The 16,165-nt window shown below is 59.5% G+C and carries 15 protein-coding genes and 1 other RNA gene; 10 read left to right on the top strand and 6 right to left on the bottom strand.

Annotation, left to right across the window (positions count from 1 at the left end):
- Window positions 1–38 precede the first annotated feature (38 nt).
- On the bottom strand, window positions 39–605 hold the full coding sequence (gene grpE / locus PSEUDOMOFG3G_RS02050; protein ID WP_076383527.1) for a nucleotide exchange factor GrpE: 567 nt from the start codon (window positions 603–605) through the stop codon (window positions 39–41).
- A 241-nt stretch (window positions 606–846) separates the two neighbouring features.
- Here grpE and recN point away from each other — a divergent pair, with 241 nt between their 5' ends.
- Window positions 847–2,520, top strand: a complete 1,674-nt coding sequence (gene recN / locus PSEUDOMOFG3G_RS02045) for a DNA repair protein RecN (RefSeq protein WP_047229068.1) — start codon at window positions 847–849, stop codon at window positions 2,518–2,520.
- Between the two features lie 56 nt (window positions 2,521–2,576).
- Here recN and fur read toward each other — a convergent pair whose 3' ends face one another.
- Window positions 2,577–2,987: a ferric iron uptake transcriptional regulator gene (fur, locus tag PSEUDOMOFG3G_RS02040; protein WP_076383526.1), complete on the bottom strand. Its 411-nt coding sequence runs from the start codon at window positions 2,985–2,987 to the stop codon at window positions 2,577–2,579.
- A gap of 97 nt (window positions 2,988–3,084) precedes the next feature.
- Between fur and PSEUDOMOFG3G_RS02035 the strand changes: the two genes are divergently transcribed.
- The gene (locus tag PSEUDOMOFG3G_RS02035) at window positions 3,085–3,612 is read left to right on the top strand and encodes an outer membrane protein assembly factor BamE (protein ID WP_047229070.1); all 528 of its coding nucleotides are present in this window, start codon (window positions 3,085–3,087) and stop codon (window positions 3,610–3,612) included.
- A 58-nt stretch (window positions 3,613–3,670) separates the two neighbouring features.
- Here the strand turns inward: PSEUDOMOFG3G_RS02035 and PSEUDOMOFG3G_RS02030 are convergent, their stop codons facing one another.
- The 3 genes from PSEUDOMOFG3G_RS02030 to PSEUDOMOFG3G_RS02020 are packed head-to-tail and all read right to left on the bottom strand — an operon-like array spanning window position 3,671 to window position 5,824.
- Window positions 3,671–3,973 (bottom strand): RnfH family protein, encoded by a 303-nt coding sequence (locus PSEUDOMOFG3G_RS02030; RefSeq protein ID WP_139049104.1) that lies wholly within the window; start codon window positions 3,971–3,973, stop codon window positions 3,671–3,673.
- Window positions 3,970–4,413, bottom strand: coding sequence for a type II toxin-antitoxin system RatA family toxin (locus PSEUDOMOFG3G_RS02025; protein WP_047229072.1), 444 nt, complete (start codon window positions 4,411–4,413; stop codon window positions 3,970–3,972). The genes PSEUDOMOFG3G_RS02030 and PSEUDOMOFG3G_RS02025 overlap by 4 nt, the downstream gene beginning before the upstream one ends.
- Window positions 4,414–4,420: 7 nt before the next feature.
- Window positions 4,421–5,824 carry a sodium-dependent transporter gene (locus PSEUDOMOFG3G_RS02020; protein WP_047229088.1) on the bottom strand — a complete coding sequence of 468 codons (1,404 nt, stop codon included), beginning with the start codon at window positions 5,822–5,824 and terminating at the stop codon, window positions 4,421–4,423.
- Between the two features lie 118 nt (window positions 5,825–5,942).
- Between PSEUDOMOFG3G_RS02020 and smpB the strand changes: the two genes are divergently transcribed.
- Window positions 5,943–6,425: an SsrA-binding protein SmpB gene (gene smpB, locus PSEUDOMOFG3G_RS02015; RefSeq protein WP_047229073.1), complete on the top strand. Its 483-nt coding sequence runs from the start codon at window positions 5,943–5,945 to the stop codon at window positions 6,423–6,425.
- 154 nt (window positions 6,426–6,579) lie between these two features.
- On the opposite strand, the gene PSEUDOMOFG3G_RS02010 is transcribed toward smpB, so the two are convergent.
- Entirely contained in the window at window positions 6,580–7,347 is a 768-nt protein-coding gene (locus PSEUDOMOFG3G_RS02010) for an FCD domain-containing protein (protein WP_047229074.1), read from the bottom strand.
- 263 nt (window positions 7,348–7,610) lie between these two features.
- Here PSEUDOMOFG3G_RS02010 and PSEUDOMOFG3G_RS02005 point away from each other — a divergent pair, with 263 nt between their 5' ends.
- The 7 genes from PSEUDOMOFG3G_RS02005 to ssrA all read left to right on the top strand — a co-directional run bounded on the left by PSEUDOMOFG3G_RS02005 (window position 7,611) and on the right by ssrA (window position 16,142).
- The gene (locus PSEUDOMOFG3G_RS02005) at window positions 7,611–9,305 is read left to right on the top strand and encodes a lactate permease LctP family transporter (protein WP_107321858.1); all 1,695 of its coding nucleotides are present in this window, start codon (window positions 7,611–7,613) and stop codon (window positions 9,303–9,305) included.
- 151 nt (window positions 9,306–9,456) lie between these two features.
- The gene (locus PSEUDOMOFG3G_RS02000) at window positions 9,457–10,281 is read left to right on the top strand and encodes a (Fe-S)-binding protein (RefSeq protein ID WP_107321857.1); all 825 of its coding nucleotides are present in this window, start codon (window positions 9,457–9,459) and stop codon (window positions 10,279–10,281) included.
- Window positions 10,278–11,735 carry a LutB/LldF family L-lactate oxidation iron-sulfur protein gene (locus tag PSEUDOMOFG3G_RS01995; protein WP_047229077.1) on the top strand — a complete coding sequence of 486 codons (1,458 nt, stop codon included), beginning with the start codon at window positions 10,278–10,280 and terminating at the stop codon, window positions 11,733–11,735. The genes PSEUDOMOFG3G_RS02000 and PSEUDOMOFG3G_RS01995 overlap by 4 nt, the downstream gene beginning before the upstream one ends.
- Window positions 11,732–12,403, top strand: a complete 672-nt coding sequence (locus PSEUDOMOFG3G_RS01990) for a lactate utilization protein C (protein ID WP_076383522.1) — start codon at window positions 11,732–11,734, stop codon at window positions 12,401–12,403. Before PSEUDOMOFG3G_RS01995 ends, PSEUDOMOFG3G_RS01990 begins: the two co-directional genes overlap by 4 nt.
- A complete protein-coding gene (locus tag PSEUDOMOFG3G_RS01985; RefSeq protein WP_139049103.1) occupies window positions 12,400–15,267 on the top strand; it encodes an FAD-binding and (Fe-S)-binding domain-containing protein in 2,868 nt (955 codons plus the stop codon). The genes PSEUDOMOFG3G_RS01990 and PSEUDOMOFG3G_RS01985 overlap by 4 nt, the downstream gene beginning before the upstream one ends.
- Window positions 15,268–15,364: 97 nt before the next feature.
- A complete protein-coding gene (locus PSEUDOMOFG3G_RS01980) occupies window positions 15,365–15,652 on the top strand; it encodes a hypothetical protein (RefSeq protein ID WP_139049102.1) in 288 nt (95 codons plus the stop codon).
- A 96-nt stretch (window positions 15,653–15,748) separates the two neighbouring features.
- Window positions 15,749–16,142: a transfer-messenger RNA gene (ssrA, locus tag PSEUDOMOFG3G_RS01975) on the top strand.
- Window positions 16,143–16,165: the final 23 nt, after the last annotated feature.

The raw sequence follows: 16,165 nt of genomic DNA, 5'->3' as shown, positions 1-16,165 counted from the left end.
AAACGCTTGACTTCTAAATGGGGCCGCTGCGCTAAATTTCAAGCCTGCTCATCAATAGAAGGCGAAACCGGCGCCGGCGTCTTGCTGACCACAACCATGGCCGGGCGCAGCAAGCGACCGTTGAGCAGGTAGCCCTTCTGGAAAACCTTCAATACGCTGTTGGGCTCGACGTCCGCACTTTCCTGCATCGCCATGGCCTGATGGTGCTCGGCATTGAAGGGCTCGCCATGCGGATCAATGGCTTCAAGCTGATAGCGCTTGAGCGTGTCCTGGAACATCTTCAGGGTCAGCTCGATACCTTCACGCATCGGACGAATGTTTTCGTCGTCCGGATTGGACAGCTCCAGGCCGCGCTCCAGACTGTCGATGATCGGCAACAGGTCGCCTGCGAACCGCTCCAGGGCGAATTTATGAGCTTTTTCAACATCTTGCTCGGCGCGACGGCGGACATTCTGCAGGTCGGCGGCTACACGCAGCGCCTGATCCTGCGCACCGGCCAGTTGCTCTTCGAGCACTTGTACACGTGCCGCCAGGTCGTCACCCGAATCCTGGGGAGCCTGATTGGCGTCTAGATTTTGCGTGTCCTGCGTCTGTTCGTCAGCCATAGATTTCTCCTTTCAACTTCGTCCGCGAGCTCGACTCGCGCTTCTGCCCCGGTATATGGGGCCGTGTTTTTCAGCTTCAAGGGCGGTCCGACGAATTAACCTTACAAAAACCCCCTGCATATTCATTCCTCCCGGCACTAAGAAAGTCATCCACCCAAGCAAATCGAGCTAAGCGAAGGCATTGTCAGGCCGAAACAAAACACTGTATAAATAACCAGACCTAAGCCTGGGAGCGGCCTTTATGCTGGTGCACCTGTCCGTACACAACTACGCCATCGTCGAACACCTCGACCTCGAACTCGATCGAGGCATGAGCGTGATCACCGGTGAAACCGGTGCCGGCAAATCGATCATGCTCGACGCCCTGGGCCTGACGCTGGGCGATCGCGCCGACAGCGGCGTGGTACGCCCCGGTGCGGACAAGGCCGACATCCTGGCCACCTTCGACCTGATCGACATCCCCGAGGCCAGCGCCTGGCTGGCGGAGCGTGACCTGGATACCGACGGCCTGTGCATATTGCGCCGGGTCATCACCGCCGAAGGCCGCTCCCGGGGTTACATCAACGGTACGCCCTGCCCCCTCGGCGACCTCAAGGCCCTGGGCGAGCTGCTGATCGACATTCACAGCCAGCATGAACACCAGTCCCTGCTCAAGACCGAGACCCATCGCCGCCTGCTCGACGAATACGCCGGCGCCACCGATCTGGCCCGCCAGGTTCAACTGGCCGCCCAGCGGTGGCGCCAGACCCGCCAGGAACTGGATCGCCTCTCCAACTCCGGCGACGAACAACGTGCCCGCCACCAGTTGCTGAGTTATCAGCTCGAAGAGCTGGAGAACCTGGCCCTGGGTGAAAACGAGCTGGCGGAACTGGAACAGGAACACAAGAACCTCACCAATGCCGAAACGCTGCTGGGCATTTGCCGGCAAGTGGTCGAGCAATGCAGTGAAAGCGACTCGGGGAACGTGCTCAATGCGCTGACCGCCAGCCTGAACCGGCTGTCCAGCGTCAACAATTCGGTAGGTGCCCTGAGCGAAGCGACCAATCTGCTCACGAGCGCACAGATCCAGGTCGAGGAGGCCGTCGGGGAGCTGAACCGGTTTCTGGATCATTTCGACGCCGACCCGGCGCGCCTGCAATATCTGGAAGAACGCCTGGACACTATCTATACGCTGGCGCGCAAGCACCGCGTTCAGCCAACCGATGTCGCCGAACTGCAGCAACGCCTGCTTGAAGAGCTGGAAACCCTGAACGCTAACGACGAATCCATTGAGCGCCTGGGAGACGAACTGGCGTCCTATGCCCGTCATTATCAGGAAAAAGCCAGGGAGCTCAGTGAGCTGCGTCAGCAGGCCGCGACCGGGCTGGCCAGTGCCGTTGAGCAGGAAATCCAGCGCCTGGGCATGCCCGGCGGGCGCTTCACCATCGAGCTGCACCCCAACGCGGGGGACGAGCTTCAGCCCAACGGGCTGGAGCAGGTGGAGTTGCTGGTCAGCGCCAACCCTGGCCAACCGCTCAAGGCCCTGGCCAAAGTCGCCTCCGGCGGCGAGTTGTCACGCATCAGCCTGGCCATCCAGGTCATCACCGCACAGACCTCGCGTGTGCCGACGCTGGTATTCGACGAAGTGGACGTGGGTATTGGCGGCCCTACGGCGGAAATTGTCGGCCAGTTGCTGCGTCGACTCGGGGAGCGCGGCCAGGTGCTGACAGTGACTCACCTGCCCCAGGTCGCAGCCCAAGGACACCAGCATTTATTTGTGCACAAGGTGCGTGACGAGGACGCCACTCGCACCGCCGTGTCCAAGCTGAACAAGAACGAGCGCGTGGAAGAAGTGGCACGGATGCTGGGCGGCATCGACCTCACCAAGGAGTCCCTGGCTCACGCGAAAAAAATGGTCGTCGCGGCAAAAATCTGAACAGCCCAAACGCAAAAAGGCGACCCTGGGGTCGCCTTTTTGCGTTTCAACAGCTTTTAAACCGGCTTTCTCTTGCGCACATGCAAGACGAGATGGTGATCGATCAACTCGAAGCCATGCTCTTCAGCAATTTCCTTTTGGCGCTTTTCGATTGCCGGACAAGTGAATTCGACGACCTCACGGGTTTCCACGTCCACCATGTGGTCGTGATGTTCCCCATCGGCCAATTCAAAGACCGCATGACCGCCATCGAAATTGTGACGAGCCACCAGCCCCGCCGCCTCGAACTGAGTCAGGACACGGTAAACCGTGGCCAGACCGACGTCCTCGCCAGCTTCCATAAGCGCCTTGTAGACATCCTCGGCACTCATGTGGCGTTGCTCGGCGGAATCGAGCATCTGCAGAATTTTGACCCGTGGCAGGGTCACTTTGAGGCCGGCTTTGCGTAGTTCGCTATTTTCAACCATGGTCAGCTTTCTCGCGATGCTGCTTCGCAGCTTCTCTTAATGCGGGTATGATCGGCGTTTACGTTGTCCCAGCCAAGATAGTGGAAGTCGCCCACCGATGCAAAACACCAAGCTCTTGCTAACCAGTTTCACCTTTGTGGGACTGCTCGCACTCGCCGGTTGTTCATTCCCCGGGGTTTACAAAATCGACATCCAGCAGGGCAATGTCGTCACGCAGGACATGATAGACCAGTTACGCCCGGGAATGACCCGTCGGCAAGTACGGTTTATCATGGGCAACCCTCTGCTGACCGACACGTTCCATGCCGATCGCTGGGATTATTTGTACAGCCTGCAACCAGGTGGTGGTGAACGCCAACAGGAACGCATCAGCGTTATCTTCAACGCCAATGACCAACTTGTCAGCCTGTCTGGCGATTTCATGCCCGGCGTGAGCCGCGACGAGGCCATTATGGGCCAGGACAGCGGCACTACGGTGACCGACCCAACCCAGAATGCCGAGCAGCCGAAACCGGAAAAACCGGTCAAGCCAGGCTCGTTGCTCGATCAGATCCAGAAGGACGTGGACAACGTCGAGACCGTACCGGTCCCGACGCCAGAACCACTGGATACTTCGCCGCAATAAATTGCTCAATAAAAAACCCGGCTTACCGGGTTTTTTATTGCCTGCAATTCAGAGCTGACTATTGATCAGCTTGGCGCGCCTGGGCGGCCTTGGCGGCGCGCAGCCGCCGAATCTCTTTTGGATCTGCCAATAACGGTCGATAAATTTCAAGTCGATCAGCCGCCTGCACCACCTGGCGATCCGGATCGGCAACCACCTTGCCAAAAATCCCCACCGGGCAAGTGGCCAGATCCAGTTGCGGAAACTCAGCAGCAATGCCGGACGCCTCTAATGCCGCCCGAACATTGGTGCCTTCCGGCACGGAAAATACGCGCAAGACCTGACGATCGACGCCGGCATACACCACTTCCAGCTCAATCAACGGGCAAGCTCGGCGTTTTGCTTGGCGCGCTGGCAGAACGCGTCGACCAGGGTATTGGCCGCCTGATTGAACAACGGCCCCAGCGTGGCTCGCACCAACGGACCTGCATAGTCGAACGACAGATCCAGGCTGATCTTGCAGGCCTTCTCTCCCAGCGCCTTGAACACCCAGACGCCGTGGAGCTGATTGAAAGGCCCCTCTTCCAGGTTCATTTCAATGGACTGTCCAGGCACCAGGGTGTTGCGCGTGACAAAGTGCTGGCTCAATCCGCCCTTGGCGACATTGAGCCTGGCGCGCATATGGGCTTCAGAGCTTTCGAGCACTTCGGCGGACGAGCACCAAGGCAAAAATTGCGGGTAACTTGCCACATCGTTGACCAGGTCGTACAACGCCTGCGCCGGATAGGGCAGCAAGGCCGAGCGTTGAATATGTGTCGTCATGTAAGCGTCACTTCCACAGCTGGGCGGCAAACACTACAAGAATGCCGATGGGCGCTACATAGCGCATCAAGAACAGGCTCAAGGTAAACAGTACAGGGCTGCGCAACGACAATTCGTCACGCACCGCCTCACGCCCCATGACCCATCCTGCAAACACCACGAAACACAAACCACCCAGCGGCAGCATGATCCGTGATGTGAAGAAATCAATCACGCCGAAGAAATCCAGCCCTCCGGTTGCTCCCCACTGGTAGAGATGGAACATCCCGCCTTCGTTCACGAAAAACTTCGCTTGCTTCCATATATTGAAGGAAAACACCGTCCCCAGGCCAACGAACCAACAGGTAAAGGCCAGCCAGAACGTCACCCAGGCGCGACTGAGCCGGGTTCGCTCCACCAGATAAGCGACCATGGGTTCCAGCAGGGAAATGGCCGAACTCCAGGCAGCAATGGCCACCAGGAGAAAAAATACCACCCCCATGAATTGACCAAATGCCATGTTGCCGAAAGCGAATGGCAGGCTGACGAACATCAGCCCCGGCCCTTCGCTGGGGTTCAGGCCGGCGGCGAAAACAATCGGAAACAACGCCAGCCCGGCCAGCAACGATACAAAGGTATCCAGCAGCGCGACACCTACAACGGTCTTGGTCAGCGAGGCACTCTTGGGCATGTAGGCGCCATAGATCATGATCGAGCCCACCCCCACGCTCAGGGAGAAAAACGCATGCCCCATGGCCGGCAGCAGGCCATCCATGACTTTCTCCGGCTGGAAATCGAACATGAAGTGAACGCCTTCCATGAAGTGCCCGGTGGTCATGCTGTAGCCCAGCAATACCAGGATCATCACGAACAGCAGCGGCATCATTATTCGCAGGCTGCGCTCAAGCCCCGCAACCACCCCGCGGGCAATCACTACCGCAGAAAGCAGCATGAAAATCGTATGCCAAAGTGTCAGCCGCCAGGGATCGGAGATCACATCACCAAAGTAGGCGCCGACCTGATCGGGTGTCACCCCCTGAAAGTCCCCACGCCCCATATCGATGATGTAGTCCAGCGACCAACCGCCGACCACACTGTAGAAAGACAGGATCAGCAGCGCCGTGATCATTCCGGCAAACGCGCCCCACGACCACTTGGCCGAGTGCCCGGCCTCCACTGCCAGCACCTTCAGGGCATTGGCCGGGCTTTGCCGGGCGCGACGACCGATGAGGGTTTCGGCCAGCATCACCGGCGCGCCGATGAGCGCGATACACGCCAGAAACATCAATACAAAGGCACCGCCACCATAGACGCCGACCATGTAGGGAAATTTCCAGATACTGCCCAACCCCACGGCCGAACCGGTTGCGGCAAATATGAAGACCCAGCGGCTAGCCCAACTGCCGTGGACAGAAACCTTGTCTGTCGACATCGTGATCACGCCCAAGCGTTCGAAAAAGAGGCCGCATTGTCCGGGATTCATTCAACCTGCTCAAGCACGTAGCTTCACCGTAGCCGACACGCCCGCAACTGCCTATAATGCCGCCCCTATGGCTAAACAGAAGAAACACCCCACAGGGACCATCGCGCAAAATAAAAAAGCGCGACACGACTACTTCATCGAACAACGTTTCGAGGCTGGCATGGTCCTGGCCGGCTGGGAAGTAAAGAGCTTACGTGCAGGCAAGGCGCAACTGGTCGACAGTTATGTGCTGCTCAAGGACGGCGAGGCCTGGCTGCTGGGCAGCCATATCACGCCCCTGACCACCGCCAGCACCCACGTGATCGCCGATCCGACACGCTCGCGCAAGCTGCTGCTCAACAAGCGCGAGCTGGAAAAGCTCTTCGCGTCCGTGCAGCAAAAAGGCTATGCCTGCGTCTGCACGTCGTTGTACTGGAGCAAGCATTTGATCAAATGCGAAATTGCACTGGGCAAAGGCAAGAAGGAATACGACAAGCGTGATACCGAGCGCGAACGCGACGCCGGTCGCGAGCTGCAACGCGCGGTACGCAACAAGGGCAAGGAAGACTGATTCTTTCGCCTGGGTTATGCGTTCGCTGAAGATCCAATGTGGGAGCGAGCCTGCTCGCGATGACGGAGGCACATGCAACCTTGATGTGTCAGACAGACCGCTTTCGCGAGCAGGCTCGCTCCCACAGGGGTCCAATCACTATAGAACCCACTGACTACATCCCCTTGCGCCGCTCTGCCCGCGCCACCCGCTGCACTTCCTGACGCACCTCTTCCAACACCTCCTGCACATACAGAATATGCCGGCTGGAGACTTCCCGCGCCTGCTCGGCGTGCCCGCCCATAATGGCCTGGTACAACTCCCGATGCTGACTGATCAGCATGTCTCGGGTTTCGCTGCGCTGTTTGTACATGCCGCCAATGTTGGTGACGACGTTGCGCCTGAGCAGATCGAACAGACCCCGAATCGTATGCAGCAACACTGCATTGTGACTGGCTTCGGCGATGGCCAGGTGAAACCGCGCATCCGCCGCGCCCTCCTCAGCCCGACTCACATTTTCATGGCGTGAATAGCAATCCTGAAGCTCCTCGAACGCAGCCGTCAGTCGCTCGCGGTCCACGTCCGTGGCCCGCTGTGCCGCGTAGTAAGCGCAGGAAGCTTCCAGCGTATGACGAAACTCCAGCAAATCACGTTGCGCTTCAGGATTGCTTTCCAACAACTGCAACAGGGGATCACTGAAGGTTGAGCCCAGCGACTCCACCACATAGTTGCCGCCGCCCTGGCGGCTGACCAGCAAACCCTTGGCCGCCAGTTTCTGAATCGCTTCGCGCAACGAAGGGCGTGACACACCGAACTGCTCGGCCAAGGCACGCTCGGCGGGCAGGCGTTCGCCGGACTTCAGCGTGCCTTCAAGGATCATTCCTTCAAGCCGCTCGACAATATCGTCAGACAAACGGCGCTGACGAATCTGATCAAACCCCATAACTCGACTCTCCACGATCCCGACGGCTCGCCGGGCTCTCTATTCTCGCCTATCCGCGCCCCGCCGACACCCTCCACAAGCCACTTCGACCCACAGATCAGATGCCATCGGCCGCACTCATTCGACGAAAGTTTCAGAGCGGCAAATTGACATGCGACAACCAAGGCTTTTACCCTAGCCGACAGCGCTTGTAAATTGGTCTTACCAATTATCCAAAAACGCTGACCAGTGCCTGACCAACAACAATTAGGGGCCCACCCACTATGCAAACCTGGCAACAGCTCTACAGCCCGCTCGGCAGCCTCGGCTTGTCCGCACTTGCGGCCGTCATCCCCATCGTATTTTTCTTCCTGGCCCTTGCGGTGTTTCGCCTCAAGGGACATGTGGCCGGCAGCATCACCCTGGCCTTGGCGATTGCCGTGGCGATCTTCGCGTTTCAAATGCCGGCGGACATGGCGTTCGCTGCTGCCGGTTATGGTTTTGCCTATGGCCTGTGGCCTATCGCCTGGATCATCGTCGCGGCGGTGTTTCTGTACAAACTGACCGTCAAGAGCGGCCAGTTCGAAGTGATCCGCAGCTCGGTGCTGTCGATCACCGATGACCAGCGCCTGCAGGTGCTGTTGATCGGCTTTTGCTTCGGGGCATTTCTGGAAGGTGCCGCCGGCTTCGGCGCGCCGGTAGCGATTACCGCGGCGCTGCTGGTCGGCCTGGGCTTCAATCCCCTGTACGCCGCCGGCCTTTGCTTGATCGCCAACACCGCCCCCGTGGCCTTCGGCGCCCTGGGCATTCCGATTATCGTGGCCGGCCAGGTCACCGGGATCGACGCGTTCAAGATCGGCGCCATGACGGGCCGTCAATTGCCATTGCTGTCGCTGTTTGTACCGTTCTGGCTGGTGTTCATGATGGATGGCCTGCGCGGCGTTCGGGAAACCTGGCCGGCGGCGCTGGTGGCAGGCTTGAGCTTCGCCATCACCCAATACTTCACCTCCAACTTCATCGGCCCGGAACTGCCGGACATCACATCTGCCCTGGCCAGCCTGGTTTCCCTGACTCTGTTCCTGAAAATCTGGCAGCCAAAACGCACCGCAGGTGCCCAGATTGCCGGCGCCACCTCCAGCGCAACCATTACCGCCAGCGTCGGCGGTTTCGGCCAGCCACGCAGCACCGTGGCGTCCCCTTACAGCCTGGGAGAAATCCTCAAGGCCTGGTCACCGTTCCTGATCCTCACCGTGCTGGTGACGATCTGGACGCTCAAACCGTTCAAGGCGATGTTCGCCCCGGGCGGATCGATGTACGGCTGGGTGTTCAATTTCGCCATCCCGCACCTGGATCAGATGGTGATCAAGGTCGCGCCGATCGTGACCAATCCAACAGCCATCCCGGCGATCTTCAAACTTGATCCGATTTCCGCCACCGGCACGGCGATTTTCTTTTCCGCATTGATCTCGATGCTGGTGCTGAAGATCAACCTCAGAACTGGTCTTACCACTTTAAAAGAAACCTTCTACGAGCTGCGTTGGCCTATCCTGTCCATTGGCATGGTGTTGGCGTTCGCCTTCGTCACCAACTTCTCGGGCATGTCGTCCACCATGGCCCTGGTATTGGCCGGCACGGGCGCGGCGTTTCCGTTCTTCTCGCCCTTCCTGGGGTGGCTGGGAGTATTCCTGACCGGTTCCGATACCTCGTCCAACGCGCTGTTCGGCTCACTGCAAGCCACCACCGCGCACCAGATCGGCGTCAACGACACATTACTGGTCGCAGCCAATACCAGTGGCGGCGTGACCGGCAAGATGATTTCGCCACAGTCCATTGCCGTGGCCTGCGCTGCGACCGGCCTGGTGGGCAAGGAATCGGATCTGTTCCGTTTCACCCTGAAACACAGCCTATTCTTTGCAACGATCGTGGGCTTGATCACCTTGGCCCAGGCCTACTGGTTCACCGGCATGCTGGTGCACTAAGCACGACAGCTAACACCGAAAAAGAACGACGCCGAACCACGATTCGGCGTCTGCTATTGATAACCGGGTCTGCAAGGCTGCTGAAAGATTCCTTATCTATATTCAGCAGCCTCAGCGGACGGATAACCGGGACCACCCGGAGACACGCCTGATGAGCGAGCTTTTTTACAACGCCGTGCCGAATGCGACCCGTGTCGCCCCGCCATTGCCCGAGCCTCGGCAGTACCCCAGCAACAAGCCCGAACGGGTTTACCTGTTCGGAACCTGCGTGGTGGACCTGTTCTATCCCGAAGCCGGGATGGATGCGATTCATCTTCTGGAGCGCGAAGGGATACGGGTGGACTACCCGCAAGGGCAGACCTGTTGCGGGCAACCGGCGTACACCTCCGGTTACACCGAGCAGGCCCGGACGGTAGCGCGGGCGCAATTGGCGTTGTTTGCCGGGGATTATCCGGTGGTGGTGCCGTCGGGCTCCTGTGCCGGCATGCTGCGCGAGCATTACGCCGACCTGTTCAAGGACGAACCCGATACGCTCAAACAGGTCCAGGCCCTGGCGGCCAGGACCTATGAATTGGCCGAGTTCCTGCTGTTTGTCTGCAAGGTGCAGTTGAACGACAGTGGCGAACCGGTGAAGGTCGCGCTGCACACCTCCTGCTCGGCACGACGGGAAATGAACACCCACTTGCATGGCCGCGCCTTGCTGGCGCAGCTGGACAACGTGGAGCGAGTCGAACACAGCCATGAAAGTGAATGCTGTGGGTTTGGTGGGACGTTCAGCGTTCGCATGCCGGATATTTCCGGCGCGATGGTGGCCGACAAGACCCGCGCGCTGAAGGAATCCGGCGCGCACCAGGTCGTCAGTGCCGACTGCGGTTGCCTGATGAATATCAATGGCGCCCTGGAGAAACAGCAGCAAGCATTACGGGGGCAGCACCTGGCGAGCTTCCTCTGGCAGCGCACCGGGGGTGTCGTATGAGCACACCGACGCTGATTCCGACCGTTGAGGTGCAGGAAGATTTTCGCGCCAGGGCCCACAAGGCACTGGACGACACGCAACTGCGAAACAACTTTCGCACAGCGATGGATTCACTGATGACCAAGCGGGCAGCGTCCTTCAGCGATGCCCACGAAAGAGAACATCTGCGAGTGCTGGGCAATGCCGTCCGCGCTCGTGCGTTATCGAAGTTGCCCGACCTGCTCGAGCAGCTTGAAACCAACCTGACCCGCAACGGTGTGAAAGTACACTGGGCGGAAACGGTGGACGAAGCCAATGGCATCGTCCTCTCGATCATCCGCGCTCACGAGGCGCGGCAAGTGATCAAGGGCAAATCGATGGTCAGCGAAGAGATGGAGATGAACCATTTCCTCGAGGGTCGGGACATCGAATGTCTCGAGTCCGACATGGGGGAATACATCGTCCAGCTCGACCACGAGAAGCCTTCACACATCATTATGCCGGCGATCCACAAGAACGCCGGTCAGGTCGCGTCCTTGTTCCACGACAAACTTGGCGTGGAGTACACCAAGGACGTTGACCAACTCATTCAGATCGGTCGCAAGGTCTTGCGGCAGAAATTCTTCGAGGCTGACATCGGCGTATCCGGCGTCAACTTCGCCGTGGCCGAAACCGGCACGTTGCTGCTGGTGGAAAACGAAGGCAACGGGCGGATGTCCACCACCGTGCCACCGGTTCACATTGCCGTGACCGGCATCGAAAAAGTCGTGGAGAACCTGCGGGACGTGGTGCCGCTGCTCTCGCTGCTGACCCGCTCGGCCCTCGGCCAGCCGATCACCACCTACGTCAACATGATCTCCGGCCCACGCAAGGCCGACGAACTGGACGGCCCCCAGCAAGTGCACCTGGTCCTGCTGGACAACGGGCGCAGCCAGGCATTTGCCGACAGCGAACTGCGCCAGACCCTGAACTGCATTCGTTGCGGCGCCTGCATGAATCATTGCCCGGTCTACACCCGCATCGGTGGTCATGCCTATGGCGAGGTTTACCCGGGGCCTATCGGAAAAATCATCACGCCGCACATGGTGGGCCTGGCCAAAGTGCCGGACCACCCAAGCGCCTCTTCACTGTGCGGTGCCTGCGGCGAAGTGTGCCCGGTGAAGATTCCAATTCCGGCGCTGTTGCGGCGCCTGCGCGAAGAAAACGTCAAGGCACCGGACAGTCCAAACCCGGTGATGCGTGGCCAGGGCAGTAAGTATTCGCCCAAGGAGCGCTTCATCTGGAATGCCTGGGCCCGACTCAACAGTTCGCCGCGCCTGTATCGGCTGTTCGCTTTCCTCGCCACGCGCCTGCGCGCCCTGACGCCCGACAACGTCGGCCCATGGACGCAGAACCACAGCGCCCCCAAACCCGCCGCCCGCTCATTGCATGACCTGGCCCGCGAACACCTGAACCAGCAGGGAGACCGTCGATGAGCGCCAAGGACAATATCCTCGCCAAGCTGCGTAAAAGTCTGACCGGCACCACACCAGTGGCCGACAACTTCGATGTCGACCTGGTGACGAAAACCTATCGCTACGCCCCCGAGGAGCGCATCGCTCAACTGCGCAAACTGATGGAAGCGGTGCACACCGAGATCCATCTGACGTCTGGCGAAGGTTGGCCGGCGCTGCTGGCGCAGTTGCTGCGCGACCGTCAATTACCCAGCCTGCTCATCGCCCCGACGACGCCTCACGGGCAAAAAATCACACAGTTCTGGGCGAACAATCCCGAGCTGCCAACGCTCAAGGCCTACGACCGGCCTGTCGAGCAATGGAAAGCCGAACTGTTCAACGACACCCCCGCCAGCCTGACCGGGACCCTGGGTGCAATCGCGGCAACCGGCAGCCTGATTCTCTGGCCGACGCGGGAAGAACCGCGGTTGATGAGCCTGGTTCCGCCGGTGCATTTTGCTTTGCTCAAGGCCAGCGAAATCCGCGACAACTTCTATGAAGTGCAACAGGAATTCGCCTGGGCCCAGGGCATGCCCACCAACGCCCTGCTGGTCTCGGGTCCCTCCAAGACGGCCGACATCGAACAGGTACTGGCCTATGGCGCCCATGGTCCGAAGGATCTGGTGGTTCTGATTCTGGAGGACCAATGACGCTTCCGGCCCCTTTCCTGCGCGACGTACAGCAGCTGATCCCGCCAAAGCGCCGTTTCGACGACCCGCTGTCGACCTTGGCCTTCGGCACCGACGCCAGTTTCTATCGGCTGATTCCGAAACTGGTGATACGCGTCGAATCCGAAGATGAAGTGGTAGCACTGCTGCAACTGGCCCAACGCGACCAGGTGCCGGTCACCTTCCGCGCCGCCGGCACCAGCCTGTCCGGGCAAGCCATCAGCGACTCGGTACTGATCGTGCTGGGGGATAACTGGAACGCTCGCGAAATTCGCGGCGAGGGCATGCAGATCCGCTTGCAGCCCGGCGTGATCGGCGCCCAGGCCAATGCCTGGCTGGCACCGTTCGGCCGCAAGATTGGCCCCGATCCGGCATCGATCAACGCCTGCAAGATCGGAGGCATCGTCGCCAACAATGCCAGCGGCATGTGCTGCGGCACCGCGCAAAACACCTATCACACCCTCGCCGGCATCCGCCTGGTACTGGCCGATGGCACCCGTCTGGACACTGAAGATGAAACCAGCGTGGCGGCCTTTCGTACAAGCCATGGCGAACTGCTGGAACGTCTGGCAACCCTTGGCCGCGAGACCCGCGCCAACACCGAACTGGCGGCTCGAATTCGCCACAAATACCGTCTGAAAAACACCACCGGCCTGTCGCTCAATGCCTTGGTGGATTACGACGAGCCTGTGGATATCTTGAGCCACCTGCTGGTGGGTTCCGAAGGCACGCTCGGCTTCATCAGCGCGGTGACCTACAACACCGTCATCGATCACCCGAACAAAGCCTCGGCGCTGATCGTCTTCCCGGACGTGGAAACCTGCTGCCATGCAGTCACGGTGTTGAAAAGCCAACCGGTATCGGCGGTGGAGCTGCTGGACCGGCGCAGCTTGCGTTCGGTGCAGGACAAACCGGGCATGCCGGATTTCGTACAGCATCTGTCGACAAATGCCTGCGCCCTGCTGATTGAATCCCGCGCAGCTTCGTCATCTTTGCTGCAAGAGCAACTGGCCCGGATCATGGCATCGCTGGCCGGTTTCCCCGTGGAAAAACAGGTCGACTTCACCGAAGACCCGCGAGAAAACGCGCGACTCTGGGCCATCCGCAAAGACACTTTCCCTGCGGTGGGCGCGGTACGCAAAACCGGGACCACGGTGATCATCGAAGACGTGACCTTTCCGGTCGAGCAACTGGCCCTTGGCGTGAACCGCCTGATTGAGCTGTTCGACAAACATCACTACGACGAAGCGATTCTTTTCGGACACGCGCTGGAAGGCAATCTGCACTTCGTCTTCACCCAAGGCTTCAACAACGCCGAAGAAGTTGCGCGCTATCAAGCATTCATGGATGACGTGGCGCAGTTGGTGGCGGTGGAGTTCGGCGGTTCGTTGAAGGCCGAACACGGCACCGGCCGCAACATGGCGCCATTCGTCGAACTGGAGTGGGGCAGCGACGCCTACCAGTTGATGTGGCAACTCAAACGCCTGCTCGACCCTAACGGCATCCTCAACCCGGACGTGGTGCTCAGCGAAGATCCACAAATTCACCTCAAGCACCTCAAGCCGCTGCCGGCGGCCGACGAGATAGTGGACAAGTGCATCGAGTGCGGCTTCTGCGAGCCGGTCTGTCCGTCCAAAGACCTGACCTTGAGCCCGCGCCAACGCATCGTGATCTGGCGGGACATCCAGGCGAAAAAGCGCGCAGGCATCGACACTTCAGCGCTGGAAACGGCCTACCAATACCACGGCATCGACACCTGCGCCGCCACCGGGTTATGCGCACAACGTTGCCCGGTCGGCATCAACACCGGCGAGCTGGTGAAAAAACTCCGTAGCCGCAGCGCAACACGTACGAAAACCGCCGATTGGCTGGCAAGCAATTTCGCCATCGCCCTGCAAGGCGCACGCTTTACCCTGCACGTCGCCAACGGTGCCCGAATGCTGCTGGGCGCGCCGCGACTGGCCCGCCTGTCAGCCGGCCTGACCCGGCTGTCGAAGGGTCAGGTTCCCCAGTGGGACAACGCCATGCCGCAGCCGGAAAAAGCCATTCGCTTCAGCCCTGCCGTCTGCGACGAACGCCCGCGCGTGGTCTATCTGGCCGCGTGTGTGTCGCGCGCCATGGCGCCGGCGGCGGGTGACAAAGAACAGATGTCGCTGTATGAAAAAACCCAACGACTGCTGGAAAAAGCCGGTTATCAGGTGGTCTTTCCAGACAACGTGGACAGCCTGTGCTGCGGCCAGCCTTTCGCATCCAAAGGCTACGCGGAACAGGCCGAGCACAAGCGCCAGGAGTTGATCGGCGCCCTGCTCCACGCCAGCCGTGGCGGGATCGACCCGATCTACTGCGACACCAGCCCTTGCACGCTGCGTCTGATCCAGGACCTGGGAAATGTTCGACTGGACCTGTACGACCCGGTGCGTTTCATTCGTACGCACTTGATGGACCGTCTCGAATTCACCCCGCAGGATGCACCGATTGCCGTACACGTCACTTGCAGTACCCAGCACTTGGGCGAGAGCCAGGCACTGATCGACTTGGCGCGCAAATGCAGCAAGCAAGTCGTGATCCCCGAAGGCATCCACTGCTGTGGTTTTGCCGGAGACAAAGGCTTCACCACACCGGAGCTCAACGCCCACTCACTGCGAACGCTCAAGGATGCGGTGCAGTATTGCAGCGAAGGCGTCTCCACCAGCCGCACCTGCGAGATCGGTCTGACGCGCCATGGCGAAATCGACTACCACGGCCTGGTGTATCTGGTGGATCGCGTCACCCGGCCCAAATTCGCCGACGCTGAGGGGCTCCCCATCGCACCCGAAGAAAAATCGAATTCCTGCGTTTCGCTGTAGTCACTTGAATAGGCCCGACGCCGTCGGGCCCTTTATTGACTCGGGCCTGGCCACGTCCATCCGCCAGCACCGAGACCATACGTTCAAGGAGATCCACATGAAGCACACCGCATTTGCTGGCTTGTTCATTTCCGCGGCACTGTTGGCCTCTCCGGTGTTTGCAGCGGACACGAACCTCTGTGATACCCAGCTAAAAAAAATTGAAACCAATATGACCACCGCTCAACAAATGAGCGAAGACTTGAAGACCGAGGTTAACTCCAAAGTGACCGAAGCCGAGGCCGAGCAGGCCAAAGGCACCGAGAAAGGCATCGAAAACTGCATCTCGCTGACCACCCAGGTCCTGCAAAAACTGGAGAACAACACCAAAGGCGATCAGCAGTAAGCTCGCGTCAGGCCAACCTGCGGGTTGGCCTCAGCCGCGTATTGGCGTACACTGCACAGGCTTGTCGCTCCAGCTGATTCACGGAGCTACAGGCTCGGGGCCGTTTAGGATTCGACGCCGGTTGCGAAACTTTAGGTGCATGCCGAGTTGGTAACAGAACTCGTAAATCCACTGTTGCAACTTCCTATAGTTGCCAATGACGAAACCTACGGGGAATACGCTCTCGCTGCGTAAGCAGCCTTAGCCCTTCCCTTCTGGTACCTTCGGGTCCAGCAATCACCAGGGGATGTCCGTAAACCCAAAGTGATTGTCATATAGAACGGAATCGCCGTGCAGTACGTTGTGGACGAATCGGCTAAAACTTACACAACTCGCCCAAAGCACCCTGCCCGTCGGGTCGCTGAGGGTTAACTTAATAGACACGGCTAAGCATGTAGTACCGACAGCGGAGTACTGGCGGACGGGGGTTCAAATCCCCCCGGCTCCACCATTTCATCATCTAAAGACGTCCAC

It is taken from the genome of Pseudomonas sp. FG-3G, assembly GCF_901007645.1.
Lineage (GTDB): Bacteria > Pseudomonadota > Gammaproteobacteria > Pseudomonadales > Pseudomonadaceae > Aquipseudomonas > Aquipseudomonas rhizophila.
The sequence above is the reverse complement of the archived record's forward strand: the minus strand, read 5'-3'. Positions and strand labels throughout refer to the sequence as shown.

What these genes read in the sequence shown, in the direction of transcription:
- PSEUDOMOFG3G_RS02000 (WP_107321857.1), top strand. Translation starts at nt 9,457, where the DNA reads ATGAGCGAGCTTTTTTACAACGCCGTGCCGAATGCGACCCGTGTCGCC.
- PSEUDOMOFG3G_RS02035 (WP_047229070.1), top strand. Translation starts at nt 3,085, where the DNA reads ATGCAAAACACCAAGCTCTTGCTAACCAGTTTCACCTTTGTGGGACTG.
- smpB (WP_047229073.1), top strand. Translation starts at nt 5,943, where the DNA reads ATGGCTAAACAGAAGAAACACCCCACAGGGACCATCGCGCAAAATAAA.
- PSEUDOMOFG3G_RS01990 (WP_076383522.1), top strand. Translation starts at nt 11,732, where the DNA reads ATGAGCGCCAAGGACAATATCCTCGCCAAGCTGCGTAAAAGTCTGACC.
- recN (WP_047229068.1), top strand. Translation starts at nt 847, where the DNA reads ATGCTGGTGCACCTGTCCGTACACAACTACGCCATCGTCGAACACCTC.
- PSEUDOMOFG3G_RS01980 (WP_139049102.1), top strand. Translation starts at nt 15,365, where the DNA reads ATGAAGCACACCGCATTTGCTGGCTTGTTCATTTCCGCGGCACTGTTG.
- grpE (WP_076383527.1), bottom strand. Translation starts at nt 605, where the DNA reads ATGGCTGACGAACAGACGCAGGACACGCAAAATCTAGACGCCAATCAG.
- PSEUDOMOFG3G_RS01995 (WP_047229077.1), top strand. Translation starts at nt 10,278, where the DNA reads ATGAGCACACCGACGCTGATTCCGACCGTTGAGGTGCAGGAAGATTTT.
- PSEUDOMOFG3G_RS02010 (WP_047229074.1), bottom strand. Translation starts at nt 7,347, where the DNA reads ATGGGGTTTGATCAGATTCGTCAGCGCCGTTTGTCTGACGATATTGTC.
- PSEUDOMOFG3G_RS02020 (WP_047229088.1), bottom strand. Translation starts at nt 5,824, where the DNA reads ATGTCGACAGACAAGGTTTCTGTCCACGGCAGTTGGGCTAGCCGCTGG.
- fur (WP_076383526.1), bottom strand. Translation starts at nt 2,987, where the DNA reads ATGGTTGAAAATAGCGAACTACGCAAAGCCGGCCTCAAAGTGACCCTG.
- PSEUDOMOFG3G_RS02005 (WP_107321858.1), top strand. Translation starts at nt 7,611, where the DNA reads ATGCAAACCTGGCAACAGCTCTACAGCCCGCTCGGCAGCCTCGGCTTG.
- PSEUDOMOFG3G_RS02025 (WP_047229072.1), bottom strand. Translation starts at nt 4,413, where the DNA reads ATGACGACACATATTCAACGCTCGGCCTTGCTGCCCTATCCGGCGCAG.
- PSEUDOMOFG3G_RS01985 (WP_139049103.1), top strand. Translation starts at nt 12,400, where the DNA reads ATGACGCTTCCGGCCCCTTTCCTGCGCGACGTACAGCAGCTGATCCCG.